This is a genomic window from Streptomyces sp. NPDC048370, assembly GCF_043200825.1.
In the GTDB taxonomy this organism is placed as follows: Bacteria; Actinomycetota; Actinomycetes; order Streptomycetales; family Streptomycetaceae; genus Streptomyces.
In genome coordinates, this window is sequence record NZ_JBICYI010000002.1 from 108541 (window position 1) to 121552 (window position 13012).

The 13012-nt window shown below is 73.6% G+C and carries 8 protein-coding genes and 2 pseudogenes; 8 read left to right on the plus strand and 2 right to left on the minus strand.

What is annotated here, in order from left to right; all coding sequences use genetic code 11:
* Positions 1-7: 7 nt before the first annotated feature.
* Complete coding sequence (locus ACGFYP_RS04370; RefSeq protein WP_393486268.1) at positions 8-2374, minus strand: collagenase; 2367 nt, start codon at positions 2372-2374, stop codon at positions 8-10.
* 295 nt (positions 2375-2669) lie between these two features.
* On the opposite strand from ACGFYP_RS04370, the pseudogene ACGFYP_RS04375 reads away from it, so the two are divergent.
* The 6 genes and pseudogenes from ACGFYP_RS04375 to ACGFYP_RS04400 all read left to right on the plus strand — a co-directional run bounded on the left by ACGFYP_RS04375 (position 2670) and on the right by ACGFYP_RS04400 (position 8652).
* Positions 2670-3792, plus strand: a pseudogene (locus ACGFYP_RS04375) (NAD(P)/FAD-dependent oxidoreductase).
* 134 nt (positions 3793-3926) lie between these two features.
* Positions 3927-4187, plus strand: a pseudogene (locus ACGFYP_RS04380) ((2Fe-2S)-binding protein); the annotation flags it as partial.
* Positions 4188-4209: 22 nt separating this feature from the next.
* On the plus strand, positions 4210-5772 hold the full coding sequence (locus tag ACGFYP_RS04385) for an FAD-dependent oxidoreductase (protein ID WP_393486270.1): 1563 nt from the start codon (positions 4210-4212) through the stop codon (positions 5770-5772).
* A gap of 189 nt (positions 5773-5961) precedes the next feature.
* Entirely contained in the window at positions 5962-6828 is an 867-nt protein-coding gene (locus ACGFYP_RS04390; RefSeq protein WP_393487448.1) for a dihydrodipicolinate synthase family protein, read from the plus strand.
* 13 nt (positions 6829-6841) lie between these two features.
* Positions 6842-7843 (plus strand): proline racemase family protein, encoded by a 1002-nt coding sequence (locus ACGFYP_RS04395; protein WP_393486272.1) that lies wholly within the window; start codon positions 6842-6844, stop codon positions 7841-7843.
* A 71-nt stretch (positions 7844-7914) separates the two neighbouring features.
* Complete coding sequence (locus ACGFYP_RS04400) at positions 7915-8652, plus strand: GntR family transcriptional regulator (RefSeq protein ID WP_393486274.1); 738 nt, start codon at positions 7915-7917, stop codon at positions 8650-8652.
* A gap of 19 nt (positions 8653-8671) precedes the next feature.
* Here the strand turns inward: ACGFYP_RS04400 and ACGFYP_RS04405 are convergent, their stop codons facing one another.
* The gene (locus tag ACGFYP_RS04405) at positions 8672-10924 is read right to left on the minus strand and encodes a PAS domain-containing protein (RefSeq protein WP_393486276.1); all 2253 of its coding nucleotides are present in this window, start codon (positions 10922-10924) and stop codon (positions 8672-8674) included.
* 149 nt (positions 10925-11073) lie between these two features.
* Here ACGFYP_RS04405 and ACGFYP_RS04410 point away from each other — a divergent pair, with 149 nt between their 5' ends.
* Entirely contained in the window at positions 11074-11328 is a 255-nt protein-coding gene (locus tag ACGFYP_RS04410) for a LapA family protein (protein ID WP_393486279.1), read from the plus strand.
* Positions 11329-11339: 11 nt separating this feature from the next.
* Positions 11340-12986 (plus strand): SpoIIE family protein phosphatase, encoded by a 1647-nt coding sequence (locus ACGFYP_RS04415; RefSeq protein WP_393486281.1) that lies wholly within the window; start codon positions 11340-11342, stop codon positions 12984-12986.
* Positions 12987-13012: the final 26 nt, after the last annotated feature.

Below are 13012 nucleotides of genomic sequence, written 5' to 3' on the forward strand. Positions count from 1 at the left end.
GACCGGCTCAGCGGCGCAGGGGGCCCTCGCAGCTGAAGTCGGACGTGCCGGCCCGGCGGTCGGACCAGATCTCGACCGGTCCGAAGGAGCAGTTCATGTCGTTGAAGTTGTTGCCTCCGGCGAGGCTGCGGTCGAGGACGAAGTAGTCGACGGTCTCGGACATGTCCTTGAAGACCTGGTCGGGGTCGGAGGCCGCGCCGAGGTTGGCGGTGATCCGGCCGGTGCAGACGAATCGCGGCAGTGTCGGGTCGCCGCTGCCCGTGCAGGTCGGTGTGTTGCTCGTGGCGGCCGCGAAGGCGGTCCGTATCTGGGCGGGTGTGGCGTGCCGCAGGCCCGCGGTCGGCTCGTGCCGGGTGTCGGGCACGAACAGGTCGTCGACGTTCGCGATCTGGCGGTCGAGGAAGGCGTCGTAGTCCCGTTGGGTGCCGGCGTCCTTGCCGATGAGGTCGCGCCAGGTGTCGTAGCCCCGGACGTCGCCCGCCCGGAGGTAGCCGTACATGGCGCGGAGCAGGGCGGGCCGTTCGGTCCAGAGGTACTCGAAGAACGTGCCGGCGTAGTTGTAGAAGCGGAAGCCGTCGCCGTCGTAGGTGGCGTGCAGGATCTGGTCGACGGTCATGCGCGGGCCGCCGCCCGCGGTGTCCCGGATGATGCCCTGCACGAGGGACTTGCGGACGGCGATGCCGTCGTCGCGGGTCGCGCCGTCGAAGAATTCGGCCGTGCCCTCGTCCATGGCGGTGGTGCGGTCGTTCTCGTACCAGGGGCCCTCGCCGAAGAAGCCGGGGACGGCGAACCGGCCGTTGAGGTAGTGGACGTACTCGTGGCGGAAGAGCTCTTCCAGGGTGAGGCTGGAGTCCTGGGGCACGCGGCGCTGGTACGTGTAGAAGGTCGCGCCGCGCTCGATGTAGATGCCGCCGTTCTCGGTGCCCATGCCGGTGAGGATGGGGTGGTACATCTCGTAGTCCTGCCGGGAGGCGTAGAGGACCACGGTGAGGACGTTGTTGGGGTCGCCCGCGAGCGGCTGCTGGGTGCCGAGCACGCGGTGGAACTGGGACTTGACCTGCTTGCTCGCGTAGTAGAGCTGGTCGACGGTTGCCCGGTCGAGTCCGGTACGGACCTTGATCGCGCCGTTGTCGTAGCTGTAGGTGTACGGGAAGATCTTGGCCTCGATGTCGGCCTTGCAGACCTTGTACGGGGCGCAGGCGTCGTAGAAGTTGAGCCAGCCGACGAGGGAGGCCCACGGGGCGCTGCCGGTACCGAAGTTGGTCTCGACGGGGGCGAGGAGTCCGCCGAGGTCGGCGACGATCCCGGTGCGCAGGCCGTCGATCTGGCCGAAGCGGCCGTACTCGGAGAGGGCGTCGCGAACGACCCAGGCGTTGGCCGTGCCCTTCAGGTGGGTGTGGCCGGAGAAGGACTTGAAGGCGGCGCGGTAGGCGGGGTCCTGTGCGACGGCGGCGTGGAACGCGGTGTCCTGGTTGCCGGGGTAGACGCCGAGGTAGCTCACGGAGAGCGCGGCGAGGGCGGCGCCGCCCCAGGTCGGGTCGCTCGCGGTCTGCGGGGAGCCGGCGCCCATCCGCGCCAGGACCTTGGTGATCAGGCCGAGTTGGTGCTGGCGGAGACCGGGGGCGCTGCCGGTGTAGAGGGCCTCGCGGAGGGTCTGGGCGTTCTGCGGGGTGACGTCGAAGGTGCGCGGGGCGGCGGCGTAGGCGCCGGTGGCGGAGCGCATCGCGGCGACGGTGGGGGCGTCGGTGATGTCGATCTCGGACCGGCTGAAGTCGTGGTAGGCGACGGCGTGGAGATAGGTGAACATCTCCAGGAGGTGGCTGGAGTTGGTGCCGTTGTGGCCCGCGGCGAGCGAGGTGATCCGGGCGGCGACGGCCTGGACGTGGGCGTCCGACATCACGGGGACCAGGCGCGCGTCCCAGGTCCAGATGAGGTCGCGCAGACAACCGTCGGCCGTGACGGCGGGGTCGGCGAGGAAGTCGGCGAACTGGGTGGGGTTGAGCCCCTTGATGCCGTCGAGGGTGCAGGGGACGCCTGCGGCGGTGGTCGTGGTGGCCTGTGTGGCCGCCCGTGCGGTGGTACGCGGGGCGGTCTGGGCACCGGGGACGCGGCCCTCGGTGATGCCACGGGGTGCGGCGGCGGGGCCGGTCTTGGCGGCGGGGGCCGTCGCGAGGCGGTCCACCTCGTCGTGCGGGTTCGGGGCGTACGTCACCGGTGCGGTCGGGCCGGTGGCGCCGGGGGCGAAGGTGCCGGACTTCGCGGTGGGGGTCGTGGTGGGGGCCACGGCCTGGGCGGTGGAGGCGAGCGGTGCGGTGAGGCCGGCGGTGAGCACCACGGCGAGCAGGGTCGTGCGCACGGTTCTGTGCTGGGACACGAGGTCTCCTGTGAGGGGTGAACTTCGTTGGGGAGCAGGGCGGTTGACATGGCCCTGCCCTGGACTTGCCGGGTAACATAGCAATGTGAAATTGCACTGAACAGCCTTATGACTCGTCAGTTTTCCGCGCCCACTCCCCCGAACTCCTCGGCATCACCGCGATCCGGCCCACAGAATCCCCGTTCAACCAGGGACTGTTGAGCCTCTTGGCAAGCCGAGTGGCATGTGAAATATTACTGACGTGCCCACGAGACACCCTTCCACGGCGGCCGACGTCATCGTCGTCGGCGCCGGAATGATCGGCGCGGCCTGCGCGTACTACGCCGCACGCGCGGGCCTCTCCGTCACCGTCGTCGACCGCGGCCCCGTCGCGGGCGGCACGACGGGAGCGGGCGAGGGCAACCTGCTGGTCTCCGACAAGGAGCCGGGTCCCGAGCTGGACCTCGCCCTGCTCTCGCTCCGGCTGTGGCGCGAACTCACCCCCGCCCTGCGGACGGAGGCCGAGTTCGAGGCCAAGGGCGGCCTGGTGGTCGCCTCCGACCCGGCCGGACTCGACGCGCTGCGCCGGTTCGCCGAGAACCAGGGCGCGGCCGGTGTCGAGACGTACGAGATCCCCGGCGAGCGGCTGCACGACCTGGAGCCGCACCTCGCCGACGGCCTCGCCGGGGCGTTCCACTACCCGCAGGACGCCCAGGTGCAGCCGGCGCTCGCGGCGGCGCGGCTGCTGCGCGCGTCGGGTGCCACGACGCGCCTCGGTGAGCAGGTCACCACGCTGCTCACCGGGGTCGACGGCGCCGTGCGCGGGGTCCGTACGGCGACCGGGGCGGAGCTGCACGCCCCGTACGTCGTGAACGCGGCCGGGAGTTGGGGCGGCGAGCTGGCCCGGCTCGCCGGCGCCGACCTGCCGGTCCTGCCGCGACGCGGCTTCGTCCTGGTCACCGAGCCGCTGCCGCGCCTGGTGCGCCACAAGGTGTACGCGGCGGACTACGTCGCCGACGTCGCGAGCGACTCGGCCGCCCTCCAGACCTCGCCCGTCGTCGAGGGAACGCCCGCAGGGCCGGTCCTGATCGGCGCGAGCCGCGAGCGGATCGGCTTCGACCGGACGCTCTCGCCACGGGCCGTGAGCCGACTCGCGGCGGGCGTCGCCCGACTGTTCCCGATCCTGGCCGGCGTACGGGTGATGCGGGCGTACGCGGGCTTCCGCCCGTACCTGCCCGACCACCTGCCGGCGATCGGGCCCCGACCCGCGCGCCCCGGGGCTGCTGCACGCCTGCGGTCACGAGGGCGCGGGCATCGGACTGGCCCCCGCGACGGGGCTGTTGATCTCCCGGTTCCTCACCGGGGCCGCGCCCGACCTGGACGCCCGGCCCTTCCGTCCGGAGCGGTTCTCCGAGGAGACTCCGGAGGACCGCGCGTGACCCGGCTCGACCCGAACTCCGTCCCCCACCGGCTGGGAGTGAGCATGCTCCGTCGTCTCCGGCGCCGCGCCGACCGTACGCGCGACCCACGACAGCTCGTCGACGCGAGGCCGTCCGGTCCGCCCGTCCCGTTCACGTTCGACGGGCGGCCGATGACCGCGCTGCCGGGGCAGTCGCTCGCCGCCGCGCTGTGGGCGGCGGGGATCCTCTCCTGGCGCACGACACGCGTCGGCGGCCGGCCGCGCGGGGTGTTCTGCGGGATCGGCCAGTGCTTCGACTGCCTGGTCACCGTCAACGACCGCCCCGGCCGCCGCGCCTGTCTCGTCCCTGCCGAGCCGGGGGACGTCGTCACCACCCAGGAGGGACACGGCCGTGCCGACCTCGACACCCCGTAGCGGCCCCGCGGGGGATCCGTCCGTGCGGGACGGCTCCGACGGGGATCCGTCCGTCCTCCACGACCTGGTGGTCGTCGGCGCGGGTCCCGCCGGGCTCGCGGGCGCCGTCACCGCCGCCGAGCGCGGGCTCTCGGTGGCGCTGCTCGACGGCGACGCCCGGCTCGGCGGCCAGTTCTACCGGCATCCCGCACCCGGTCTCGGGGCCGCACGACCGGAAGCGCTGCACCACGACTGGGCGACGTTCGACGGGCTGCGCAGGCGCTGGGAGGCGAGCGGGGGCGTCCACCTCCCCGAGCACCACGTGTGGACCGTGACGCCCGAGCGAGCCGCGGGCGTCCGGGGCGCGGGGGCGGACGGCGCCTCCTGGGCGGTGCACGCGGTCACCGGGCCCGACGGGGGCGGGGAGCGCCCGGTGCTCGTCCGGGGACGGGCCGTCCTCCTGGCCACGGGGGCGGCCGAGCGGCATCTGCCCTTCCCCGGCTGGACCCTGCCCGGCGTGGTCGGCGCGGGCGGCGCGCAGGCGATGCTCAAGTCGGGGCTCGTGCTGCCCGGCGCACAGGTCGTGGTCGCGGGCAGCGGGCCGCTGCTGCTGGCCGTGGCCTCCTCGCTGGTCGGGGCCGGGGCGCGGGTCCCCGCGGTGGTGGAGGCGGCCGACTATCTCGGCTACGTCCGGCGGCCTGGCGTCCTCGCCATGGCCCCCGGCAAGTGGGCGGAGGCCCTGACGCACGGGGCGCCGCTGGCGGCGCACGGGGTACGGCCGTACGCGCGGCACGCCGTGGTCCGGGCCCACGGCACGGAGCGCGTGGAGGCGGTGACCGTGGCGCGGCTCGACCGGGAGTGGCGGCCCGTCCCCGGCACGGAGCGACGGATCGCCTGCGACGCGCTCGCGGTGGGGCACGGCCTCGTCCCCCGGATCGACCTGGGCACGTCGCTCGGCTGCGCCACGCGCATCACGGAGGACGGCGCGGTGGCCCTGGTCGTGGACGCGAGCCAGCGGACGTCGGTGCCCGGGCTGTGGTCGGCGGGTGAGACGGCCGGCGTGGGCGGTGCCCGACTGGCCATGGTGGAGGGCGAGTTGGCCGGGGCGGCGGTCGCGGTACGGCTCCGGGGGTGCGCGGCGGAGGCCTCGCCCGCGCGGACCCGGTCCTTGCTGCGCACCCGGTCGCGGTTGCGCGCCTTCGCCGACCTGATGGCCGTCGCGCACGCGCCGGGGGACAGCTGGGCCGACTGGCTGGACGACGGTACGGAGGTGTGCCGGTGCGAGGAGGTCGAGGCGGGGCGCGTCCGGGAGGCCGTCGCGAACCTGGGCGCCGGCGACGCCCGGACGGTGAAGCTCCTCACCCGGGCGGGCATGGGGTGGTGCCAGGGCCGGGTCTGCGGCCCCGCGGTCGCCTGCCTGGCGCGCGGTGCCGGGCGGGGGCGCGACGCCGCGGACCCGACGCCGGGCGGGCCGAATCCGCTGCCCGGCTCCCCCGAACGTCGGCCGCTGGCCGTGCCGGTCACCCTGGGCGCGCTGGCGGCGCTGGAGGAGAGCCTGGCCCCGCCGCCGGACGGAGACCGGCCTCGTACGTCCGATCCGGCATGACGGTCGGCGCGACGGACCACGGCCATCGACGACCACGGGCGACCGGCCACCGGTGCGGGCCCACCGCCCACCACCCACTCTCCCCTGACAACCGATCAATGCAATGTCACATCACATAACGAAGGGGTCCACGTGACCGTCACTCCTGCCCCCGCCGACTGGACCGCCGCCCGCCCCTGGCGCGGCATCATGGTCGCCACCGCGCTCCCCTTCCATGACGACGGCCGGTCCGTCGACCACGACGCCTACGCCGCCCATGTCCGGTGGCTCCTCGACAACGGCTGCGACGGTGTGGTGCCGAACGGTTCGCTGGGCGAGTACCAGACGCTGAGCGACGAGGAACGCGCCCGTGTCGTCCGTACGGCCGTCGAGGCGGCGGGGGACGGGGCTCGCGTCATGCCCGGGGTCGCCGCCTACGGGAGCGCGGAGTCGCGCCGCTGGACCGAACAGGCCGCCGAGGCGGGCTGCGGTTCGGTCCTGCTGCTCCCCCCGAACACGTACCGCGCCGACGTCTCCGCCGTCCGGGCGCACTACGCGGAGGTGGCCTCCGTCGGCGTGCCGGTCGTCGCGTACAACAACCCGCACGACACGAGAGTGGACCTCACCCCCGCCACGCTCGCCGGGCTGCACGCGGACGGGCACATCGTGGCCGTGAAGGAGTTCAGCGGGGATGTCCGGAGGGCGTACGAGATCGCCGAACTCGCCCCCGAGCTCGATCTGTTGATCGGAGCCGACGACGTCCTGCTCGAACTGGCCCTCGCGGGCGCGGTCGGCTGGGTGGCCGGCTACCCGAACGCCTTCCCGGTGTCCTGCGCGGAGCTCTACCGGGCGGCCGTCGCCGGTGACCTGGACCGGGCGCTGCCGCTCTACAAGGCGCTGCACCCGCTCCTGCGCTGGGACTCCAAGACGGAGTTCGTCCAGGCGATCAAGCTGTCCATGGACATCGTCGGCCGCCCCGGCGGATCCTGCCGTCCGCCGCGCTCGCCCCTGACGGGTGCGGTGGAGGCCGAGGTCAGGGCCGCCACCGAGAAGGCCGTCGCCGACGGCCGGAACTGAGAGGAGCCCCGCCGTGCGCACCCGTCATGTGTTCCACGCCGTCGACTCGCACACCGAGGGCATGCCCACCCGCGTCGTCACGGGCGGGGTCGGGGTGATCCCCGGCTCCACCATGGCCGAACGCCGCCTGCACTTCATCGAGCACATGGACCACGTCCGGACGCTGCTGATGTACGAGCCCCGGGGCCATGCCGCGATGAGCGGGGCGATCCTGCAGCCGCCGACGCGCCCGGACGCCGACTTCGGGGTCCTGTTCGTCGAGGTCTCCGGGCTGCTGCCGATGTGCGGCCACGGGACGATCGGGGTGGCGACCGTGCTCGTGGAGACCGGCATGGTGCCGGTGACCGAGCCGGTGACCACCGTCCGGCTCGACACCCCCGCCGGTCTGGTGCGGGCGGAGGTACGGGTCGAGGACGGTGTCGCGAAGGCGGTGAGCCTCACCAACGTCCCGGCCTACTGCGCCGCCCTGGACCGGGAGGTGAAGGTGCCGGGGTTCGGTGTCGTCCCGTACGACCTGGCCTTCGGCGGCAACTTCTACGCCTTCGTCGAACTGGACGCGCTCGGGCTTCCGTTCGACCGCGAACGCAAGGACGACCTGCTCAAGGCAGGTCTTGCCATCATGGAGGCGATCAACTCCACCGACCGGCCCACGCATCCCCTGCAGCCGGAGATCGGCGGTGTGAAGCACGTCCATCTCACGGCGCCCGGCTCGGACGCGCGGCACTCGCGTCACGCGATGGCGATCCACCCCGGCTGGTTCGACCGCTCCCCCTGCGGTACGGGAACCTCCGCGCGCATGGCGCAACTGCACGCGCGGGGACAGTTGCCGCTGCACCAGGACTTCGTCAACGAGTCGTTCATCGGCACCCGGTTCACCGGCCGGCTGATCGAGGAGACCGAGGTCGGCGGCGTACCCGCCGTGGTTCCGGTGATCACCGGGCGGGCCTGGATCACGGGTACCGCGCAGTACTTCCTGGACCCGGACGACCCGTTCCCGGGAGGGTTCCTCATGTGAAATTGTACGCTGGTGCGGCGCCACACCCCGGCAGCCGGGCGGCGCGACAAGCGGAAGTCGGAGAACGGCACATGGGCCATCTGAAGCAGAGCCAACTGATCACCACCCGGGAACGCCTGCGGGACCAGGTGGCCCATGCTCTGCGGGCCGCGCTGATCTCCGGCGAGCTCGAGCCCGGCGAGGTGTACTCGGCGCCGGGCCTGGCCGAGGACTTCGGCATCTCCGCGACGCCGGTACGCGAGGCCATGCTCGACCTCGCCCGCGAGGGCCTGGTCGAGCCGGTCCGCAACAAGGGCTTCCGAGTGACGGAGGTCAACGAGCGGGATCTCGACCAGTACACGGACATCCGGCTGCTGATCGAGGTGCCGACGGTGGGCCGGGTGACGCTGACGGCGGACCGTGAGGAGCTGCGGGCGCTGCGCCCGATCGCCGAGGAGATCGTGGCGGCGGCGCGCGCCCATGACCTGATCGGCTACCTGGAGTCGGACCGGCGCTTCCACCTCACCCTGCTCGGCCTGTCCGGCAACGAACGTCTGGTGGAGACGGTCGGCGACCTGCGCAAGCGGTCGCGCCTGTACGGGCTGAACGCCCTGGACGAGCGCGGCGAGCTGCTGCCGTCCGCCGAGGAGCACCTGGAGCTGCTCGACTTCATGGTCTCGGGCGACGCGATGGGTGCGGAGGCCTGCATGGTCCGCCATCTCAGCCACGTACGGTCGCTCTGGGCCCGGGACGACGCGGGCGCACGCCCGCCGGCCACACCGACCGTGTCCGCCGCACCGACCGTCGGCAGGCCCCGCGCCGGAAGCTGACCGCCGGGCGGGCGCGGCGTCAGGACGGGTACGCGGTCTCCGTCCACACGGTCTTGCCCTTGTCCGACCAGCGCACGCCCCAACGGTCCGACAGTTCCCCCGAGATGAAGAGTCCGCGGCCGCCCTCGTCGGCCGCCCGGGCGCGGCGCAGTTGGGGGGCGGCTCCGCCGCTGTCGGAGATCTCGGAGGTGACGGTGTGGTCCGCGGGGTTGCGGATGAGTCGGAGCCGGATCGGTGGGGTGCCGTAGCGGATCGCGTTGGTGACGAGTTCGCTGACGATGAGTTCGACGGCGAAGGCGGTCTCCGCCAGGCCCCATGCCTCCAGTCGCCGGACGGCCCAGTGGCGGGCCTCGGCGACGGAGGCCAGTTCCTGGTCGATGTCCCGGTCGGCGACGTCGCCCGCGCCGACGGCCCGGGTGCGGGCGACGAGGACGGCCGCCTGGTCGGCGGGCAAGGCGTCGAGGAGGTGGCCGTCGAGGCCGGGGGTACGCGGAGGGCCGGCGCCGGTCGGGTCCGCGCCGGTGAGGTGCGCGCGGAGCGCCGCCAGGGCCGGGTCGTCGGGGGCCGCGCGTCCGGAGAGCAGGACGAGCGTACTGCCGGGCGGGACGGGGATCTCGGCGGCGGCGAAGGGCGGTCCCTCCTCGCCGAGTGCGGTGGTCTCCTCCAGCGGCTGGGTCCGCCAGGTGCCGTCGGGGAAGCCGACGAGGACGGTCTGGTGGCCGGCGCGGGCGATCGCGCAGGTCTCCGTGACCGGGTCGTGCACGGCGTACACGCACTGGGCGGTCAGGCGCTCCTCCGACCCCGCGGCCGAGCGTTCCTCGTCGAGTCGGTGGGTGACGTCGTCCAGTCGGGCGAGCAGGTCGTGCGGGTCGAGGTCGAGCGCGGCCAACGCCTGGACGGCGGAGCGAAGTTGGACCATGGCGGCGATGGTGTCCGGGCCCACGCCCGCGATATGACCGACCGTCAGGGCCACCCGGCTTCCGGAGAGCGGGATGACGTCGAACCACGCGCCGCTGCCGAGTCCGGTGGGGAGGTAGCGGTGCACGGCCTCCAGCGTGCTGCTGCCGGTACGGCCGGGCCTGAGCAGGTTGCCCTGCAGCGCGAGCGCCACGGCGTGGGAGTACTCGTAGCGGCGGGCGTTGTCGACGCAGACGGCGGTGTGGGTGGCGAGGTCCGCCGCAAGCCGCAGGTCGTCGTCCTCGAAGGGGTCGGGCCGGTGCGGCCGGGTGAAGCGGGCGATGCCGAGGAGGGCGCCCCGCAGGACGATCGGCGCGACGAGGGTGGGCCCGCCGGGGGTCGACCGGTCCAGGTAGGGCGTGCCCCGGTGCGGAACCGCGACGCCGTCGGGCCCGGCTCCTTCGGTCAGGGGCAGTACGGCGCCCACCTCCGGCGCCCCGTCGGCGTCGGGCGGCCACACGGCGGCGCAGCGCAGGGGTACGTCGGCCGCGGGGGACACGTCGGCGTCCGGGCCGTGGAGCGGCGGCGCGGCGAGGGCGACCGTGGCGACGTCGGCCAGGACGGGCACCACCGCCCGGACGAGCTCCCGAGCGCAGCGCACGGGGTCCAGGCTGAGGCCCATCCGTTCATGCACGCGGTGCAGTACGGCGAGGCGGTCGCGGGCGCGTTCGCGGGCGGTGACGTCGACGGCGGAGGCGACGAGGCCGAGGGGGCGGCCCTCGTCGTCCTCCAGCCGGAAGACGGAGACGGCGAAGATGTGTTCGCGGGCGGGATCCGCGCGGGGGTAGCCCGCGACCCGTCGGTCGAAGACCGGGACGCCCGACGCGAGGACCTCGCGCAGGTATCGCCCCAACGGTCGGGGGCCGAAGCGTTCGTAGACCTCGGCGAAGGGCCGTCCGACGATCTCGTTCTCGGGGACCCCGCGCATGCCGACGGCCGCCGAGTTGACCCGGAGCACCCGCAGGTCGATGTCGAGGACGTGCAGGCCGACCGGGGACTGGGTGAAGACGGCTTCCAGGACGCCGGAGCGGATGCCGCCGGGGAGCGGTCCCGCAGGCCACAGGCCCCAGCGCCCGGGTTCGATCTCGTCCCCCTTGAGCACCGGTCCGACCGTCACGCCCTCGGACAGCTGCTCGGCGTCGATCAGGGTGAGCAGGTCGGTCACGGGGCGGCCCAGGATGCGGGAGCGGTCCACCCCGAGGAGCCGTTCGGCCGCCCGGCTCCAGGCCACGACCACGCCGTGCTCGTCGAGGACGGCGACGGCTCCCCGCCCCTCACGGGCATCGGGGCCCGGGGGTTTCCCACGCTCTGCCATCGTGCCTCGCACTCGGCGTCGGCGGACATCTGCCGTTGTCGAGGCAGCCTAGTCCGGCCCGGGTGGTGGGGCATCCCGGGCGGTATCCCGGGATGCCCCACGCCCTCGACGATCAGCACAATCACCCGAAACATCCGATAATGGGCGCTATGGCCCGTAAGCAATCAACCCCGCACGCTCCCCCGACCGTGACCGTCAAGGGGCGGGACATGCGGCTGCGCACGATCGGTTTCGTGGTGCTCGCGGCGCTGGCGATCTGGTTCATCGCCGCGAACACCGGGTCGGTCACGATCAGGCTGTGGATCCCCACGGTCACGCTGCCCCTCTGGAGCGTCCTCACGGTCACCCTCCTCGTGGGGATGGCCCTCGGCATGTACATCGCCCGTCGGCGCGCGCGGCGCTGATCGGCACCCGTATGGGCGACATGGACCCCCGGCTGGAGTCGGGCGAGGCGCTCGCGGCGACCCGCGTGGGCTGTTTCGCCTGGGATCCGATCGGTGGGCGTCTGGCCCTGGACTCCGTGGCGCGGACGGTGTTCGACCTGCTTCCCGCCGAGTTCACCGGACGCGCTGGGGATCTGCGCCCGCGGATCCGGGCGGCCGACTGGGACCTGCTCTCGGGTCTTTCGGCGGATCTCCTGGCCGGCCGCCGGGACGCGTACAGCGCCTACTTCCGTGTCGTCCTCCACGACGGGCGCACCCGGTGGACCCACGCCCGGGGCTCCTTGGTGCGCGATCGCCCGGGCGGGGTGCCGCGGGTGGTGGGGGTGGTCCGGGACGCCACGCTCGACCTGGCGCACTCGGCGCTGCGGCTGCCGGGTGAGGAGGAGCAGGATCCGCTGCGCGCGCTCGGCGAGGGGGCGCTCGCGCTGGCCCGCGCGATGAGTGTCGACGAGGTCGCCAAGGTGCTCGGGAGCGAGGTGAGCCTGCGACCGCTCGGGGCGAAGGCGATCTCACTGGGCGTCCTTGAACAGGGGCGGCTGCAGATGGTCCGCACCGTGGTCTCCCCGGGCTCCAGCGACTTCCCCGCGAAGTCCCGGCTCGCGGACTCCTTGCCCTTGAACGACGTCGTCCGCACGAGCAGCCCGCTCTTCTTCACCTCCGTCCACGCCTTCCTGGACCGCTACCCGAGCCTCGCGCGCTACCGGGTCGGTTTCGGTGCCACGGCCGCCGCGTTCCTGCCGCTGATCGACGAGGGCCAGCCGATCGGCGCGCTGGGCGTCTTCTACGACGACCGGTCGGTCTTCTCCTTCGCGGACCACACCCTGATGACCGGCTGGGCGAAGGCGGTCGCCCGGGCGGTGCACCGCGTGGTGCCGCTCGACCGTTCGCAGGAGATCGCCGCCGCGCTGCAGAACGCCATGCTGCCGCGCCGACTCCCCCGGACGCCCGGGGGCCTGATCGCGGTGCGGTACCGGACGGCCCGCAAGGGGGTATGGGTCGGCGGCGACTGGTACGACGCGGTGGCGCTGCCCGACGGCGGGCTCGGGCTCGCGATCGGTGACGTGCAGGGGCACGACACCGAGGCGGCGGCGCTCATGGGGCAGTTGCGGGTGGCCATGACGGCGTACGCGGCGGAGGGCCACGGCTGCGACAGCGTACTGGGGAAGGCGTCGGCGTTCCTGGCCGATCTGGACGCCGACCGGTTCGCGACCTGCCAGTACCTGCGGGTGGCGCTCGGCACGGGAGAGGTCCACGCGGCGAACGCGGGCCATCCGCCGCCGCTGCTGCGCCACGCCGACGGCACCGTCGAGGTCGTCCGGCTGGCGGGCGGGCCGCCGCTGGGCCTGCCCGCCGAGTGGGGCATGGCGGAGTATCCGTACACGACGGCCCGGCTCGCGCCGGGCGAGACGCTGCTGCTCTACTCCGACGGGCTGGTCGAGAAGCCGGGCGAGGACTTCGACATCGGCCTTTCGCGGCTGGCAGCCGCCTTCTCCGACGGCCCGCCCGGTCTGGAGGAGCTGGCCGACCATCTCCTCGACACCCTCACCGGCGGTCCGCACGCGGAGGACGACGCCGCGCTGCTGATGGTGCGCCGCGACAGCGCGGGGACGACCTCCTAGCCGCGTCGGTTCCTCCACACCCCTTG

Coding starts and splice junctions, on each gene's coding strand:
- ACGFYP_RS04390 (WP_393487448.1), top strand. CDS start 5,962: ATGGTCGCCACCGCGCTCCCCTTCCATGACGACGGCCGGTCCGTCGAC.
- ACGFYP_RS04400 (WP_393486274.1), top strand. CDS start 7,915: ATGGGCCATCTGAAGCAGAGCCAACTGATCACCACCCGGGAACGCCTG.
- ACGFYP_RS04405 (WP_393486276.1), bottom strand. CDS start 10,924: ATGGCAGAGCGTGGGAAACCCCCGGGCCCCGATGCCCGTGAGGGGCGG.
- ACGFYP_RS04410 (WP_393486279.1), top strand. CDS start 11,074: ATGGCCCGTAAGCAATCAACCCCGCACGCTCCCCCGACCGTGACCGTC.
- ACGFYP_RS04415 (WP_393486281.1), top strand. CDS start 11,340: ATGGGCGACATGGACCCCCGGCTGGAGTCGGGCGAGGCGCTCGCGGCG.